This is a genomic window from Caballeronia sp. GACF4 (genome assembly GCF_023631025.1).
Lineage (GTDB): Bacteria > Pseudomonadota > Gammaproteobacteria > Burkholderiales > Burkholderiaceae > Caballeronia.
Map to the genome: position 1 here is coordinate 169841 of NZ_JALQDW010000005.1, position 15327 is coordinate 185167.

The window sequence follows — 15327 nt, forward strand, 5'->3', positions numbered from 1 at the left end:
ATGATGTGTCGCGTTGGGCGATTCCAGCGGACATGAGTGAGCACATCGCGTGCCCACGCGCACGCAGGCCCCTCCGGCGTGATGCTTGCTTAGGCGCAAGATTAGATCGACACGCCGACCGAGTGAGTGGGCGTGCCTTGTAAAAACTATCGGCGCGCAAGCGTCTGAAGGAGAATTCGCTTGCCCACGCGCCCGAACTCCTTGGCATCGACATCATCCGATACGCTTGGCACGGCCGAGGAAAGCCGCGCCAAGGGCCGCGCGCTGCGCGACGCCGTGCCCTTCGAAGCCCACGCGGGCTGGCAGCCCGAAGCCAACCGGCCGAACCCTGTCGAGCGCGTGCTCGCCGTCAACGCCGGCCGTCAAGAGCGGCTCATCCCGCTGCGCATGGCGCGCATGGCCGAGTCGCCGTTTGCGTTCCTGCGCGGGTCGGCCACGGTCATGGCCTGGGATCTGGCGAAGTCGCCCTCTATCGGGCACAACGTGATCATCGACGGCGACGCGCACATCAATAACTTCGGACTCTTTCGCACGCCGCGTCAGGACGTGGTGTTCGACCTCAACGATTTCGACGAAACGCTCGTCGGTCCGTGGGAGTGGGACCTGAAGCGCCTCACCGCGAGCATCAACGTGGCGGCGCGCGAAAATGGCGTCGATGCGAGCGGTCGCGAGCGCGCGGTGCGTTCGGCATGCGCGGCGTATCGCACGTCCATGGCTTCGCTCTGGCAGGTGAGCCCCTACGATCTCTGGCAGATGCGTTCATACGCGAGCGCCCTCCACATCGACGCGCCGACCAGGCTCGATGCCAACGAGAAGGAAACCATCACGAAAACGGTCGAGCGCGCAATGAAGCGGTCGCACGCGACCATGCTCGCCAAGGTCGCCGAACCCGCTGGCAAAAGCTGGCGCTTCAAGGTCGATCCGCCGATTCTCACGCGCCTCGACGCCGCCGAGAAGAATCATGTGGTCGATGGCCTGAAGCCGTATCTGCAAACCATCGCGGGCGAATGGCGCATCATGCTGGAACGCTACGAAGTCGCCGATGTGGCGCATCGCGTGGTGGGCGTCGGCAGTGTCGGCACACGCGCCTACCTCGTGCTCATGCTCGGCCGGGCGCTCGGCGACCCGCTGTTCATCCAGGTGAAGGAAGGCATCGTGCCGGCCGCCGCGCCCTTCGTCGCGCCGCTTGACGAGACGCAGCAGCATCAGGGGCGTCGCGTCGTGCAAGGGCAAAGGCTCATGCAGAGTTCGTCGGATGCGCTGCTTGGCTGGACGACCATCGCCGGGCGCGATTTCTACGTACGCCAGATGAAGCAGATTCGCGGCTCCATTCCGGTCGACTGGCTGCATGGCGCGACCTTCGATTTCTACGCGTGGTGTCTCGGCCTTCTGCTCGCTCGCGCGCACGCCCGCACGGGCGACGCCGCGCTGATCACGGGCTATTGCGGCACCTCCGACAAGTTCGACGCCGCCTATGCAAGCTGGGCCGAACGCTACGGCGCACAGACTGTCGCGGATCACGCGGCATTCTGCGCGGCTATCAGCGTGGGTCACGTGAGCACGACCTGAAAGGCATGTCCTGCGCGCCGCGCGCACGTTCATCGAGCGAATTGACTATCATGCTCGTGTCTCCGGACGAAGCGTGCGCCTTATGGCGTTTCGTCTGTGGATCAATGGCATAGCCCTTGCTGCCGCTTTTAGCTCGCAAAAAACGTCTCACACCAACTGGAGGAAGCCGCGCATGAGCATGATCGACGAATTCAAGAACTTCGCCCTCAAAGGCAACGTGATGGACCTCGCCGTTGGTGTGATCATCGGCGGCGCTTTCTCGACGATAGTCAACTCCGTCGTGAAGGATCTGATCATGCCGGTGGTCGGTCTGGCCACGGGCGGGCTCGACTTCTCGAACCTTTTCATACGTCTGGGGCAGATACCGCCCAGCTATAAAGGCAATCCCGATTCGTATAAAGACTTGCAGACCGCGGGTGTCGCGGTGTTCGGCTACGGTTCGTTCATTACCGTGCTGATCAACTTCATCATCCTTGCGTTCATCATCTTTCTGATGGTCAAGTTCATCAACAATTTGCGCAAGCCCACCGAAGCGCCGCCGCCGCCCGCCGCTACGCCGGAAGACGTGTTGCTGCTGCGCGAGATCCGCGACGAGCTGAAACGGCCGCGCGTCTGATTCGATCACGGCCGCAAGCCCGGTTCGTCGAGCGCGTGAGCGCATTGCATCCGGGCGCACCCACCCGTCAATTGGTGCGCCCCCCCGCTTTTTTCTTTCTTTAGGCTGTTCGACAGGGCAGCAGCGGGACTATTATTGAGATAGATGCTCAGAGGGATGCCAGCGGGCCGCCAAACGGTCATCGGCATGATTCGTGCGCCACGGGTGTGCACCGGTAGCAGAACCCGGCGTGCATTCAAGTTTGCGAATCACCGTGACCGGATCACATCGATGCGCTATAAAAGATCGACGTGCGGCACGCAAGACGGGAGTGGCCGCATGAGGACGCTGCGTTTCTTGCAAATCTTTTTCAGGCGAGTTTTTATGTCCTTCCCGAAAAAGCGTAAACGTGTGAAAGCTGATGGCGACGAGTCTTTCCTCGCCGTGGTCCGGCATTTCAAGCCGTTCGGTCAGCTCGATACGAAAATTGCACGCGCTCGCGCGCAGGACGAGCCTGTGCTCTACGCGCATGTGCTGCCAGGGCTCGATGTCCTGCTATGCAGCGTGCGCGGCGCTCAACCGCCCTATCCCGCCATCGACGAACTGCACAGGCGCTGTGTGGAGTCGATCACGAACGCGCTCGAACAGCCGCTCGACGGTCTGGAGAACGGCGGCTACTGGTACGAAGCGAACGGCTTCGGCTTCCTCGTGTTTGCGAGCCGCGCTCGCACGCAGATCTTGAGCGAATTCGGCGCGACCGTTTCGGCGCGCAGGCGGCGCGGCGCGCGTCGTCAGGATGCGGGCGACGCCGCGTCGCGTCCGCTGCGCTGATCCCCCGGCTGAATTCCTTCGATGTTTTCCCCCGCGCCTCGCTCTTTCGCGAGGCGCGCGTCTTTCATGCGTCGGCTGTGTGTTGGCGCACGCCTTGCTGCATCGACACCGCGAGCATTTCGCATTGCACCCGTTCGCCCCGAGCGATCGCCATGCTTTTCACAAGGAGAACATCATGACGGAACACGTCTACAAGCAGATCGAACTCACCGGCTCGTCGCAGGAATCGAGCGATGACGCCGTGCGCGTCGCACTGTCGAAGGCATCGAAGACGCTGCGCAACATTCACTGGTTCGAAGTGACGGAAACGCGCGGACATGTCGAAGACGGCAAGATTCAGCACTGGCAGGTGACGATCAAGGTCGGCTTGCGTATCGAAGACTGATTGCTTCAATTAAAAACCGCGCGTCGTGGCAGCACGACGCGCGGTTTTTCGTTTCGCAGCCTGCTCGCGAGGCTTACTTCGGCAGCGAGCCGTCCACACCTTCCACGTACCAGTTGATACGCTGCATTTCCGGGTCGGTCAGCGTCTTGCCGGCCGGCACCTTTTCCGCGCCCGACTGATCCTTGATCGGACCCGTGAACACATCCCACTTGCCCGAGTGCAGATCGTCACGCTTCGCCGACACGGCTTGCATGGCCTTCGGCGGAATCGCGCTGCTGTTCAGGTCCTCGAGGTCCACGGCCTTCTGCGGCATGCCGAGCCACACCGGGTCGTTCTTCCACTTGCCATCGAGCACTTGCTCAATGACCGCGTTGTAGTACACGCCCCAGTGCGCGACCACCGAACCCAAATGCGCGTTCGGGCCGAACTTCTTCATGTTCGAATCCCAGCCGAAGGCGAACACGTGCTTCTCGTTCGCGGTGTTGAGCGTGGCGTTCGAGTCGGTGTTCTGCAAGAGCACGTCCGCGCCCTGACCGATCAGCGTTTCGGCAGCCTGCTTTTCCTTGCCCGGATCGAACCAGCTGTTGATCCAGATGACCTTCGTGTGGACCTTCGGATTCACCGAACGCGCGCCCATCGTGAACGCGTTGATGTTGCGGACCACTTCGGGAATCGGCACCGATGCCACGAAGCCCAGCGTATTGCTCTTCGTCACATAACCGGCGGCGACGCCTGCCAAGTACGCGCCTTGATACATCCGCACGTCATATGTGCCGAAGTTTTTGGCCTTCTTGAAGCCCGTGGCCGTGAGGAAAATCGTGTCCGGGAAATCCTTCGCCACCTTCAACTGGAAGTCCTGATAGCCGAAGCTCGTGCCGAAGATGACCTTGTTGCCCTTGTTCGCCAGATCGCGGAACACGCGCTCCGAGTCGGCGGATTCCGGCACGTTTTCCACGCGCGTGATCTTGATCTTGTCGCCGAACTTCGCTTCGGCTTCCTTGCTGCCAGCGTCGTGCGCGAAGGTCCAGCCTGCATCGCCCGGATTGCCGAGATAGACGAACGCGACGCCCGGTGCATCCGCCGCTTGCGCGCTCGCCGTCGCGAGCGTGGCGGACAAAGCGACGGTTGCCGCGATTGCCTTCAGCCATGGTTTATTCATTGTGTTTCTCCTGGTCGATGTTGTTTGATGAGCCACGAAATGGAAAACGACGTGCGCCAGTTTCGTCGGAAAAAAATCGCAACGGAACCGTCTGACGGCGCGCGTGCTGCCTCCCTGCAACAGCGGAGAACCGCGCGCGCGTTGCCAAATCCACGTTCAGCTTGCCGCGAAGAACGGCTTGCCAAGCGATGCGGGCGCGTTCAGCTTGATGGTGTTCGGATTGCGCGAGATCAGCACCAGCACGACGATGGTCGCGATATACGGCAGCATCGCGAGAAACTGCGTCGGCACCGGCACGCCGATGGCCTGCGCGTAGAACTGCAGCGCCATCACGGCGCCGAACAAGAGCGCGCCGATCAAAAGACGCCCTGGCCGCCAAGTGGCGAACACGACGAGCGCGAGCGCAATCCAGCCGCGTCCGGACGTGAGCTGCTCCTGCCAGACGTGCAGATAGACGATGGAGTAATAGCCGCCCGCGATACCGGCCATCGCGCCGCCGAAGAGCGTCGCGCCGTAGCGCACGCCGACCACGGGAAAGCCCACCGAGTGCGCGACCGAAGGCGATTCGCCGACCGAGCGCAGCACGAGCCCCGCACGCGTCTTGTAGAGAAACCAGCCGATCACGCCGAACATGATGAACGCAAGATAGCCGAGCGGCGTAAGCGAGAAGATAGCCGGGCCGAGCACGGGAATGCTGGCAAGACCCGGAATCGGCATCACGTCGATGCTCGCGCGCACTGCCGCCGACGTGTACGGCTTGCCCACGTAGGCCGAAAAGCCGATGCCGAAGATCGTCAGCGAAAGGCCGGTGGCGACTTGATTCGCAAGCATGGTGATGGTGAGAAAGCCGAACAGCAGCGCCATCGCGATGCCCGCGAAAATCGACGCGACGATGCCGAGCCACGGATTACCCGTGATCGATGTCACCGCGTAGCCGGTGACGGCGCCCATCAGCATCATTCCCTCGACGCCCAGATTGAGCACGCCGGACTTTTCCGCGACGAGTTCGCCCGCGCCCGCGAACATCAGCGGAATGGCCGCGACGACCGCGCTCGAGGCGAGATTGCTGGCTTGATTGATATCCATGTCGTAGGTCTCGTCAGGAAGCGTGATGCGCGATCGCGCGGCGCCGGATGCGGTAATTGACGAACAGGTCGCAACCGAGGAGGCAAAAGAGCAGCAAGCCCTGGAAGACGCCCGCAAGCGCCTGCGGCAGTTGCAGCGAGGTCTGCACCGCTTCGCCGCCGAGGTAGAGCAGCGCCATCAGGAGACTTGCGAGCACGATGCCCACCGGATGCAGCCGTCCCACGAACACGACGATGATCGCCGTGAAGCCGTATCCCGGCGACCAGCCCGCCTGCAATTGCCCGATAGGCCCGGCCACTTCGCCCATGCCCGCGAGCCCGGCGAGGCCGCCCGAGAGCAGGAGCGAGGTCCAGATGGTCTTCTTGTCCGAGAAACCGGCGTAGCGCGCGGCGAGCGGCGCAAGACCGCCCACGTTCATGCGAAAGCCCGCGAAACTCTTGCGCATGAAAACCCACACGAGCGGCACCGCGATGGCCGTGAGAAACACCGACGCGTTGATACGCGTGCCCTTGAGCCACGTCCAGTGCCAGTCGCCGTAGAGACGCGGGAAGAGCGCGTCGTCGCCGAACATCGCCGAGATGGGGAAGTTCATGCCTTCGGGGTCGCGCCACGGGCCGCTCACGAGATAGATCAGCAACTGCGTGGCGACGTAGGTGAGCATGAGGCTCGTCAGAATCTCGTTGGTGTTGAAGCGGCTCTTGAGCAGCGCGGGAATCGCCGCCCAGAGCATGCCGCCCACGACGCCGCCGAGCATCATCAAGGGCAGCGTCCACCAGCCGGAGGTATCGCCGACATGGATGGCGATGCCGCCCGCGACGATGCCGCCGAGAAGCATCTGCCCTTCCGCGCCGATATTCCACACGTTCGCGCGATAACCGACCGCAAGCCCGAGCCCGATCAGGCACAAGGGCGACGCCTTCAGCAGGAGCTCCGACCAGCCGTTCACGTTCGAGAGCGGTTCGACGAAGAACGCGTGCATCGCGCGCAGCGGGTCCTGCCCGACGAGACTGAAAATCAGGAAGCCGATGACGAGCGTCGCCACCGCGGCGACCACGGGCACGGCGAGCTGCATGGCGCGCGACGGTGTCGGGCGCGCTTCGAGTCGATAAGGGAAGATCATCTTTACTTGCTCAATGAGTCGAGTTCGGCTGCGGGCGCGCGCTTTCCGTCGAACAGTCCGGCCATGAACAGGCCGACTTCCTCCGCGTTGGTTTCGCGCGTCTTGCGCACCGGCGACAGCTTGCCGCGCGCGATCACGGCGAGCCGGTCGCAGATGTCGAACAGTTCTTCCAGTTCCTCGGAGATCACCAGAATGGCGACGCCGCGCGCCGCGAGATCGAGCAACTGCTGGCGGATGAAGCCCGCCGCGCCGACATCGACGCCCCAGGTCGGCTGGGCGACGACGAGCACCTTCGGCTCCTGAAGAATCTCGCGGCCAACGATGAACTTCTGTAAATTGCCGCCCGACAGACTTTGCGCGAACGCGCCGCTGCCGCCGCAACGCACGTCGAAGGCCTTGATGCAGCGATCGGCAAAGCTCTTGACCGCGCGCGAGTTGACCCAGCCGCCGCGCACCATGCTCTGCCGGTGCGCGGTGAGCAAGCCATTCTCGGCGAGCGACATGGCCGGAACCGCGCCGCGCCCGAGCCGCTCTTCCGGCACGAACGCAAAGCCCAGACGCCGCCGCGCGCCCGCGGACAGCCGCGCGGCTGGCGTGCCACAGATCGACACGGCGTCAGTTGCGACATGGGAATCGCGAATCTCGCCCGAGAGCGACGCGAGCAATTCCGCCTGACCGTTCCCCGACACGCCCGCGATCCCGAAAATCTCGCCCGCCTGCACGACAAAGGAGACGTTTTCGAGCGACGTGCCGAACGGATCGGGACTCGCCACCGAAAGGTTCTTCACCGCGAGCCGGACATCGCCCGGCGTGTGTTGGCGACGCTGATAATCCGGCAGCGAATGGCCGACCATCAATTGCGCGAGCGAGGCATCCGTTTCGTTGCGCGGATCGACATTGCCGGTCACGCGGCCGCCGCGCATCACGGTGGCGTTCTCGCAGAGCGCGCGGATTTCGTCGAGCTTGTGACTGATGTAGAGAATGCTGCACCCTTCCGCCGCGAGCCGTCGCAACACGGTGAAGAGCTTCTTGACCGCTTGCGGCGTCAGCACCGAAGTCGGCTCGTCCATGATGAGCAAGCGCGGGTTCTGCAGAAGACAGCGCACGATCTCCACGCGCTGACGTTCGCCGACGGTGAGACTGTGAACGTGACGTTGCGGATCGACATCGAGCCCGTAGTCCGCCGACACATCGCGAATACGCTTGGACAGCGCTTTCATGTCGAACTTGTCGTCGAGCGCGAGCGCGATGTTTTCGCCAACGGTCAGCGTCTCGAACAGCGAGAAGTGCTGGAACACCATGCCGATGCCGAGCTTGCGCGCCGCCGCCGGACTGCCGATTTCGACGACTTCGCCCTGCCAGCGAATCTCGCCTTCATCCGGACGCACCGCGCCATAGATGATTTTCATCAGCGTGGACTTGCCCGCGCCGTTCTCGCCGAGCACCGCGTGAATCTCGCCTGGCTTCACGATGAGGTTCACGCCGTCGTTGGCCTTGACGGACGGGTACTGCTTGCTGATGCCGGATAGCGCCAGGCGCGGTGGCGTATCCGTAGGGGTGATGGCGTTGCCCATGAGTTCACGGAGTGCGCCCGGCCACCGGCAGGCCGAGCTGGAAGAAAAGGACCGCAGACGGGTCTTGTGACACAAAGGTGTCGCATCAAACCATACCGCGGGCAGAATTTACAGAATTCGCGACACGAAGTCGATCTCTCAAAATTCGATGCAATGCGCCGCTCTCCCAGTCTTTGCGGGTAAGCCACACCTTGACGTAATCTCTCCGTCATATTAAAAATGATATGCAACACCCTACGAACGATCAGCCAGAACATATACTGGCTATAGCGGAGATAACATGAGTCAGCAGCGCGAGGCGATCGATACATACTTATTGCGCGTCTTGCACACTTTGCTGATGGAACGCAGCGTCACCCGTGCGGCCGTCAAGCTTAATCAGTCGCAACCTGCCATCAGCGCGGCGCTCAGGCGTCTGCGCGACATCACCGGAGATCCGCTGCTCGTGCGCGGCAAGTCCGGGATGGTGCCCACCGAATACGGTCTACGCTTGCTCGAACCCACGCAGAATGCCTTGCGCGAGATCGAGCGAATCAAGGTGCAGCAGCATAATTTCGACCCTTCCACGTCGGTGCGGTGTTATCGCATTGGCTGTCCCGACTATCTGAACGTTCTGTTCGTGCCGACGGTTGTCGAGCGCTTTCGGCAGGCCGCGCCCAATGCAACGCTCGAATTCCATTCGCTCGGGCCCGCGTTCGATTACGAACTCGCGCTGGAAGACGGCAAGCTCGATATCGTCGTCGGCAACTGGCCCGAACCGCCGGAGCAATTGCATCTGTCGAATCTGTTCGTCGACAAGATCGTGTGTCTCGTCAGCAATCAACATCCGTTCGCCAAGCGCGGCGGTCTCACGCTCGATCAATATCTCAACGCGCCGCATCTTGCGCCCACGCCTTATTCGGTCGGGCAGCGCGGGGCGATCGACGTGCATCTGGCGCGCGAGCGGCTCAAGCGTCATGTCGTGGTCACGCTGCCTTACTTCAATCTCGCGCCTTATGTGCTGATCAAGTCGGATCTCGTCTTCACGACTACCCGCCTCTTCGCCGATCATTACGCGAGGTTCCTGCCGCTTGCCGTCGTTCCGGCGCCGCTCGACTTTCCGCCCATGCAGTACTACCAGTTGTGGCACGAGCGCTGTCATTACTCCGATGAGGTTCGGTGGCTGCGCGGTCTCGTCGCGGAAGCAACGCGCTCGCTTATCGATCAGCCTTGAAAGCGGTTCTTGCGGCGTTCTTGCGGCTCGGAACGCGCCATCCCGGCGCATTCCGAGCCGCCTTCCCGCGTTTCTAACGCCTACCCGTGACTCGCCAGTTCACCCGCGAGCCGGTTATGCCGCTCTACCACGGCGCCCAGATCCAGCGTCGTCAGGCGCCCTTCCTTCACTACGATTTTCCCGTCGATCACGCTCGTCGATACCTGCGACGGCGCGCAGAACACGAGCGCCGCCACCGGATCGTGCAGCGCGCCCGCGAACGCCGGCTGCGACAGGTCGAACGATACGAAATCGGCCGCCATGCCCGGCGCCAGCGCGCCGATGTCGTCGCGATTGAGCACCTTCGCGCCGCCGAGCGTGGCGATTTCCAGTGCTTCGCGCGCGGTCATCGCGTCAGGGCCGAAGCCGACGCGTTGCAGCAGCAACGCCTGCCGCACTTCGCCGACCATCTGCGCGCCATCGTTCGATGCCGAGCCATCCACGCCCAAACCCACGGGCACGCCCGCGTCACGCATCGCGCGAATCGGCGCAATGCCCGACGCGAGACGCATGTTCGAGCACGGACAGTGCGCGACGCCCGTTCCCGTGCGTGCAAAGAGCTCGATGCCCGGCTTGTCGAGCTGAACACAGTGCGCATGCCATACGTCGTGACCGACCCAGCCCAGGTCTTCCGCGTATTCGGCGGGCGTCATGCCGAACTTCTCGCGGCTGTACGCCACGTCGTTCACGTTCTCCGCGAGATGCGTGTGCAACGACACGCCGTATTCGCGCGCGAGCAGCGCCGAATCGCGCATCAACTCGCGGCTCACCGAAAACGGCGAGCAAGGCGCGACGACCACCCGCAGCATCGCGTAGCGGCCTTCATCGTGATACGTTTCGATCAGGCGCTGCGAGTCCTTCAGAATGGCATCTTCCTTTTCGACGACCGAATCCGGCGGCAAACCGCCGTCTTTCTGACCGACGCTCATGCTGCCGCGCGCCGCATGAAAACGCATGCCGATTTCGCGCGCCGCCTCGATGCTGTCGTCGAGCCGGCTGCCATTCGGATAGATATACAGATGATCGCTCGATGTGGTGCAACCCGAGAGCATGAGTTCGGCCATCGCCGTCTGCGTCGACACGCCGATCATCTCGGGCGTGAGATGCGCCCAGATCTTGTACAGATTCGTGAGCCAGCCGAACAACTCGGCGTTCTGCGCGGCGGGAATGGCGCGCGTCAGGCTCTGATACATGTGGTGATGCGTATTGACGAGGCCGGGAATCACGAGATGACGGCGCATGTCGAGCACGTCGTCGGCGGTTTGCGGCAATTCGCTCGTCGGGCCAACCGCGACGATGCGATTGCCTTCGATATACAAACCGCCATCGGCGATCTCGCGGCGCGTCTCGTCCATCGTGACGAGCATTCGCGCGTTCTTCACCAGCAGACTGCGGGTTTTCGCTTGCATCTGTTTGCCTCCGAAGTTGGAATCGAAAAAGTAACTGGACCGTGTGTAAAGCCCCGGTTACCCAGCTTCGACGCCGTCTTCGGGACGCGGCATGATAAGCGCGCATCGCCACTTTCCGCAGCCAAAAATATCGCGGCAATGGCACAGCCGGCATAGTCGTCTTCAGGCGCGCAATATATTCGCGAATTTTGGCGCGGTTAGCATCGCTCGATAGCCGTGTGGAAGCGCGGCGCGGGCGTCTCGTGAAGAAGAACCAAGCTTACGCGCCGCTGTCATGCGCCGGGCATTATCTTTCCTATCGGGGCCGCACAGCGCGTCTCAAATTTCTACAATGCTGATCACGGCGCGCATCTGAAACGCCGACGGGTATGTAGCCACTGACGTGGAGCCTCGATCCGCCGCCGCCGCACCTCGGACTGAGTCCACGGTGCGGGTTTTTCGGATCGATGCGCGAGCCGGTCATCGCACAACTCAAGGAACATGCGAATGGGCAAGCTCACTACCCACGTCCTCGACACCGCGCACGGACGTCCCGGCGCGAACATCAAAGTCGAGCTCTTCGCGCTCACGAACGACACGCGGCGCGCCATCAAAACCACCCTCACCAACGACGACGGCCGCTGCGACGCCCCGCTGCTCGAAGGCGCCGAACTCGTCACGGGCGAATACGAACTCGTCTTTCACGCAGGCGATTACTTCGCCGCGTTCGGCGTCACGGTGCCCGAACCGCGCTTCGTCGATCGCGTGGTGTTGCGCTTCGGTATCGCGGATGCAGACTCGCACTATCACGTGCCGCTGCTCGTCTCGCCGTGGGCCTACAGCACGTATCGCGGCAGCTGAGCGCGAATCCGAGCCCCAAGCGAGCGTTGAACAGAACACAACGGAACACACCAGCACATCGCGTTCGTCCCCAGACACGCTGACGATGTGCGCATAACGATTCGGTAGTGGAGGAGTAAATGGAAGGCTTTGTCACCGACTGGCTCAATCTGGCGTTGCGTTGTCTGCACGTCATCGTCGCGATCGCGTGGATCGGCGAGTCATTCTACTTCGTGGCGCTCGACAACAGTCTCAAACCGCCGCAAGACCCCAACGCCCGCCGACGCGGCGTGTTCGGCGACTTCTGGCACGTGCACGGCGGCGGTTTCTACCACATGCAGAAGTACTCGGTCGCGCCGCAAGACATGCCGGAGAATCTGCATTGGTCGTTCTGGCCGTCCTACACCACGTGGATGTCCGGCTTCGGCTTGTTCTTCGTCTTGTATCTGCTTTCGCCGAGCACGTATCTCATCGACAAGAACGTGCTCGACATGGGACCGGTCGTGGCAGTCTCGGCCGCGCTCGGTTTCTTGATGGCCGGTTGGATCGTCTATGACACGCTGTGCCGCGTCTTCGGCAACAACGATCGGCTGCTTGGTATCTGCGTCGGCATCTATGTGCTGGTTGCCGCGTTCGTCGCGTGTCACGTGTTCGCGGGGCGCGCCGCGTATCTGATCACGGGCGCGATGCTCGCGACGATCATGTCGGCGAACGTGTTCTTCGTCATCATTCCGGGCCAGCGCAAGATGGTCGCCGCGATGCTCAAGGGCGAAACGCCCAACGCCATTTACGGCAAGCGCGGCAAGCAGCGCTCGGTGCACAACACATATTTCACGTTGCCCGTGGTGTTCGCGATGCTGTCGAATCACTACGCGATGACCTACACGCACAAGTTCAACTGGGTTCTGCTCGTGCTCATCATGCTGGCGGGCGCGTTGATCCGTCAGTTCTTCGTGATGCGTCACCGTGGTCAGGTGCTCTGGTACATGCCGGTCGCGGGTCTCGTGCTGGTGCTCGGCGCGTTTGCGTGGACCATGCCTTCGCCGACGATTCCCGTGGCGCAAGCCGCAGGCGCACCAACGCTCAAGGTCGCCGATATCCAGCCGATCATCCAGCAGCGTTGCGCGACGTGCCACTCCGCGCATCCGACCATGATGGGCAGCGCGCCCGCCGGCGTCCTGCTCGATACATCGGCGGAGATCAAGCAGAACGCGCAGCGCGTGCATCAGCAGGCGGTGACGCTGAAGGCGATGCCGCTTGGCAACGTCACGCAGATGACGGACGCGGAACGGCAGAAGATCGCTGCGTGGTTCGACGGAGGCGCGGTGCAGTAACGCTATCGCCCTGCTCTTCGTTGTCGAGAGATAGCCCGATCGATTCGCTTCGATCGGGCTATTTGTTTTGGTGACGACTTGCCGCGAGCGCTCGAACATATCCACTCCCGTCGCGCGACCCAAAAAATGCCTTTCATCGAAAGAGTTTTTCTAACTCGGACCGGCATTAAATCTGCTTTGCCATAGCCTCGGCGCGTGGTTAATCTTGCGTCTGTTTCGCGGTCGCGATCGTGCCGCAATCGTCTTTGGTCCGAGTCCACCACCACTTTGAAGGTTCGCTAAATGGCTGACATCACCCAGGCGCCTGTGATTTTGATTACGGGTGGAAGCCGTGGCGTAGGCGCGGCGACTGCGCGTCTCGCTGCCGCGCGCGGCTACGATGTGGCGATCAGCTTCGTGTCGAACGAATCCGCCGCGCTCGCGGTCGCGGCCGATGTCGAAGCGCTCGGCCGCGGAGCGTTGGCCGTGCGCGCCGATAACGCGGACCCCGAGCAGGTCGCTCGGCTCTTTGCGGCGATCGACCGCGAGTTCGGCCGCATCGATGTGCTGGTCAACAACGCCGCAATGCTCGCGCGCCAGTCGCGCCTGGAAGACCTGGACTTCGAGCGGATGCAGCGCATCTTCGCGGTCAACTCCATCGGCCCTATTCTCTGCGCGCAGCAGGCGGTGAAGCGCATGTCCTACCGGCACAATGGACGCGGCGGCGTGGTGATCAACATCTCGTCGGCTTCGGCCCGGCTCGGCAGCCCGAATGAGTACGTCGACTATGCGGCGTCGAAGGGCGCCATCGAAACCTTCACGACCGGTTTTGCCAAGGAAGTCGCGCGCGATGGCATACGCGTCAACTGCATTCGCCCTGGGCACATTTACACGGACATGCATGCCAGCGGTGGCGAACCAGGACGAGTGGACCGCGTGAAAGACTCGATTCCGATGGGACGCGGCGGTCAGCCCGATGAGGTCGCGCGGGCGATTCTATGGCTGGCAAGCGCCGAGGCTTCGTTCATCACCGGCACGTTTCTCGATGTCACCGGCGGCAAGTGAGCGGTGCTCTTCGTCGCATGCGTGTCGCTAGTCTCACGCGCACCGCGCGGCCGGCGCCGGACCCACTTGCCCCGCCGCGCGATCTCACGCTCAATGCGCCGCGAAGTAATCCTTCACCGCGCCGATGAACGTGTCGATGTCCTCGCGCGACACATCCCGATGCGTCACGAAGCGCGACGCATAGAGCATCTGCGTAAGGATGCCGCGTTCCTTCAGATACGCCTCCAGCGGCGCGCAATGCGCCTCCGGGATGCGTGCGAACACCATGTTCGTGGCATGCGACTGAATGCCGATGCCATCGATCTGCTTCAACCCTTCAGCGAGACGCGCGGCGTTGTCGTGATCTTCGGCGAGCGCATCGACATGATGATCGAGCGCATAAAGACATGCCGCCGCGATCACGCCCGCCTGCCGCATGCCGCCGCCCAGCACCTTGCGCCAGCGATGCGCCACTTCGATCAACGCACGGCTTCCCACCAGCACGGAGCCGACCGGCGCGCCGAGTCCCTTCGAGCAGCAGATGGACACGGAATCGAACGGTGCCGCAAGTTCGCCCACCGGCTTGCCCGATGCGACCGCTGCATTGAAGACGCGCGCGCCATCGAGATGCGTGGCGAGTCCGCGTTCGCGCACGAGCCGGGTCGCGGCCAGGACATATTCCGCCGGTAGCACTTTTCCGCCGATGGTGTTTTCGAGCGCAAAGAGACGCGAGCGAGCAAAGTGATCGTCGATGGGTTTGATCGCGGCGATGATCTTTTCGAGCGGCAACGAACCATCGGGCGCGTTCTCGATAGGCTGCGGCTGAATGCTGCCGAGCACGGCCGCGCCACCGCCTTCGTACTTGTACGTGTGCGCCATCTGGCCGACGATGTATTCGTCGCCGCGCGCGCAATGCGCCATCAGCGCGGCGAGGTTGCTTTGCGTGCCGCTGGGAAAGAACAGGCCCGCTTCCTTGCCGGTGCGCTCGGCGAGCGTGGCCTGAAGCTTGAGCACGGTGGGATCGTCGCCCCAGACGTCGTCGCCGGTTTCGGCGGCGGCCATGGCGGCGAGCATCGGCAGGCTCGGACGGGTGACGGTGTCGCTACGTAGATCGATCATGCGTGGTTCTCGCTTTTCGTGCGTGTCGGTGTCGGGGCGTATATCTTAGTCC

Annotated in this window: 14 protein-coding genes; 8 read left to right on the forward strand and 6 right to left on the reverse strand. The window is 62.6% G+C overall.

Annotated features, from left to right (window positions below; all coding sequences use genetic code 11):
- Nucleotides 1–180 precede the first annotated feature (180 nt).
- The 4 genes from NCR40_RS06975 to NCR40_RS06990 all read left to right on the forward strand — a co-directional run bounded on the left by NCR40_RS06975 (nucleotide 181) and on the right by NCR40_RS06990 (nucleotide 3380).
- Nucleotides 181–1569, forward strand: a complete 1389-nt coding sequence (locus tag NCR40_RS06975; RefSeq protein ID WP_250509065.1) for a DUF2252 domain-containing protein — start codon at nucleotides 181–183, stop codon at nucleotides 1567–1569.
- A 172-nt stretch (nucleotides 1570–1741) separates the two neighbouring features.
- Nucleotides 1742–2185, forward strand: a complete 444-nt coding sequence (gene mscL / locus NCR40_RS06980) for a large conductance mechanosensitive channel protein MscL (protein WP_244825286.1) — start codon at nucleotides 1742–1744, stop codon at nucleotides 2183–2185.
- Between the two features lie 318 nt (nucleotides 2186–2503).
- On the forward strand, nucleotides 2504–2995 hold the full coding sequence (locus NCR40_RS06985; RefSeq protein WP_244825287.1) for a hypothetical protein: 492 nt from the start codon (nucleotides 2504–2506) through the stop codon (nucleotides 2993–2995).
- 175 nt (nucleotides 2996–3170) lie between these two features.
- Nucleotides 3171–3380 carry a dodecin gene (locus NCR40_RS06990; protein WP_244825288.1) on the forward strand — a complete coding sequence of 70 codons (210 nt, stop codon included), beginning with the start codon at nucleotides 3171–3173 and terminating at the stop codon, nucleotides 3378–3380.
- A 73-nt stretch (nucleotides 3381–3453) separates the two neighbouring features.
- On the opposite strand, the gene NCR40_RS06995 is transcribed toward NCR40_RS06990, so the two are convergent.
- The 4 genes from NCR40_RS06995 to NCR40_RS07010 form a co-directional block, all read right to left on the reverse strand.
- On the reverse strand, nucleotides 3454–4539 hold the full coding sequence (locus NCR40_RS06995; RefSeq protein WP_250509066.1) for a BMP family ABC transporter substrate-binding protein: 1086 nt from the start codon (nucleotides 4537–4539) through the stop codon (nucleotides 3454–3456).
- 156 nt (nucleotides 4540–4695) lie between these two features.
- Nucleotides 4696–5625 carry an ABC transporter permease gene (locus tag NCR40_RS07000; protein ID WP_244825290.1) on the reverse strand — a complete coding sequence of 310 codons (930 nt, stop codon included), beginning with the start codon at nucleotides 5623–5625 and terminating at the stop codon, nucleotides 4696–4698.
- A 13-nt stretch (nucleotides 5626–5638) separates the two neighbouring features.
- Nucleotides 5639–6745: an ABC transporter permease gene (locus NCR40_RS07005; RefSeq protein ID WP_250509067.1), complete on the reverse strand. Its 1107-nt coding sequence runs from the start codon at nucleotides 6743–6745 to the stop codon at nucleotides 5639–5641.
- 2 nt (nucleotides 6746–6747) lie between these two features.
- A complete protein-coding gene (locus tag NCR40_RS07010) occupies nucleotides 6748–8319 on the reverse strand; it encodes an ABC transporter ATP-binding protein (protein ID WP_250509068.1) in 1572 nt (523 codons plus the stop codon).
- 280 nt (nucleotides 8320–8599) lie between these two features.
- Between NCR40_RS07010 and NCR40_RS07015 the strand changes: the two genes are divergently transcribed.
- The gene (locus NCR40_RS07015) at nucleotides 8600–9532 is read left to right on the forward strand and encodes a LysR substrate-binding domain-containing protein (RefSeq protein ID WP_244825293.1); all 933 of its coding nucleotides are present in this window, start codon (nucleotides 8600–8602) and stop codon (nucleotides 9530–9532) included.
- Between the two features lie 80 nt (nucleotides 9533–9612).
- Here the strand turns inward: NCR40_RS07015 and NCR40_RS07020 are convergent, their stop codons facing one another.
- Entirely contained in the window at nucleotides 9613–10980 is a 1368-nt protein-coding gene (locus tag NCR40_RS07020; protein WP_250509069.1) for an 8-oxoguanine deaminase, read from the reverse strand.
- 486 nt (nucleotides 10981–11466) lie between these two features.
- On the opposite strand from NCR40_RS07020, the gene uraH reads away from it, so the two are divergent.
- From uraH to NCR40_RS07035, 3 genes are all read left to right on the forward strand, one after another.
- Nucleotides 11467–11820, forward strand: a complete 354-nt coding sequence (gene uraH / locus NCR40_RS07025; RefSeq protein WP_244825295.1) for a hydroxyisourate hydrolase — start codon at nucleotides 11467–11469, stop codon at nucleotides 11818–11820.
- Between the two features lie 119 nt (nucleotides 11821–11939).
- On the forward strand, nucleotides 11940–13133 hold the full coding sequence (locus NCR40_RS07030) for a urate hydroxylase PuuD (protein WP_244825296.1): 1194 nt from the start codon (nucleotides 11940–11942) through the stop codon (nucleotides 13131–13133).
- Between the two features lie 282 nt (nucleotides 13134–13415).
- On the forward strand, nucleotides 13416–14177 hold the full coding sequence (locus NCR40_RS07035; protein WP_250509070.1) for an SDR family oxidoreductase: 762 nt from the start codon (nucleotides 13416–13418) through the stop codon (nucleotides 14175–14177).
- 90 nt (nucleotides 14178–14267) lie between these two features.
- Here NCR40_RS07035 and ltaE read toward each other — a convergent pair whose 3' ends face one another.
- Nucleotides 14268–15275: a low-specificity L-threonine aldolase gene (gene ltaE, locus NCR40_RS07040; RefSeq protein ID WP_250509071.1), complete on the reverse strand. Its 1008-nt coding sequence runs from the start codon at nucleotides 15273–15275 to the stop codon at nucleotides 14268–14270.
- Between the last annotated feature and the right edge of the window lie 52 nt (nucleotides 15276–15327).

Bases quoted from the DNA above. Each gene is read 5' to 3' on its own strand.
- NCR40_RS07035 (WP_250509070.1), top strand. From the start codon at position 13,416: ATGGCTGACATCACCCAGGCGCCTGTGATTTTGATTACGGGTGGAAGC.
- ltaE (WP_250509071.1), bottom strand. From the start codon at position 15,275: ATGATCGATCTACGTAGCGACACCGTCACCCGTCCGAGCCTGCCGATG.
- NCR40_RS07015 (WP_244825293.1), top strand. From the start codon at position 8,600: ATGAGTCAGCAGCGCGAGGCGATCGATACATACTTATTGCGCGTCTTG.
- uraH (WP_244825295.1), top strand. From the start codon at position 11,467: ATGGGCAAGCTCACTACCCACGTCCTCGACACCGCGCACGGACGTCCC.
- mscL (WP_244825286.1), top strand. From the start codon at position 1,742: ATGAGCATGATCGACGAATTCAAGAACTTCGCCCTCAAAGGCAACGTG.
- NCR40_RS06990 (WP_244825288.1), top strand. From the start codon at position 3,171: ATGACGGAACACGTCTACAAGCAGATCGAACTCACCGGCTCGTCGCAG.
- NCR40_RS06995 (WP_250509066.1), bottom strand. From the start codon at position 4,539: ATGAATAAACCATGGCTGAAGGCAATCGCGGCAACCGTCGCTTTGTCC.
- NCR40_RS07020 (WP_250509069.1), bottom strand. From the start codon at position 10,980: ATGCAAGCGAAAACCCGCAGTCTGCTGGTGAAGAACGCGCGAATGCTC.
- NCR40_RS07000 (WP_244825290.1), bottom strand. From the start codon at position 5,625: ATGGATATCAATCAAGCCAGCAATCTCGCCTCGAGCGCGGTCGTCGCG.
- NCR40_RS06985 (WP_244825287.1), top strand. From the start codon at position 2,504: ATGAGGACGCTGCGTTTCTTGCAAATCTTTTTCAGGCGAGTTTTTATG.
- NCR40_RS07010 (WP_250509068.1), bottom strand. From the start codon at position 8,319: ATGGGCAACGCCATCACCCCTACGGATACGCCACCGCGCCTGGCGCTA.
- NCR40_RS07030 (WP_244825296.1), top strand. From the start codon at position 11,940: ATGGAAGGCTTTGTCACCGACTGGCTCAATCTGGCGTTGCGTTGTCTG.
- NCR40_RS07005 (WP_250509067.1), bottom strand. From the start codon at position 6,745: ATGATCTTCCCTTATCGACTCGAAGCGCGCCCGACACCGTCGCGCGCC.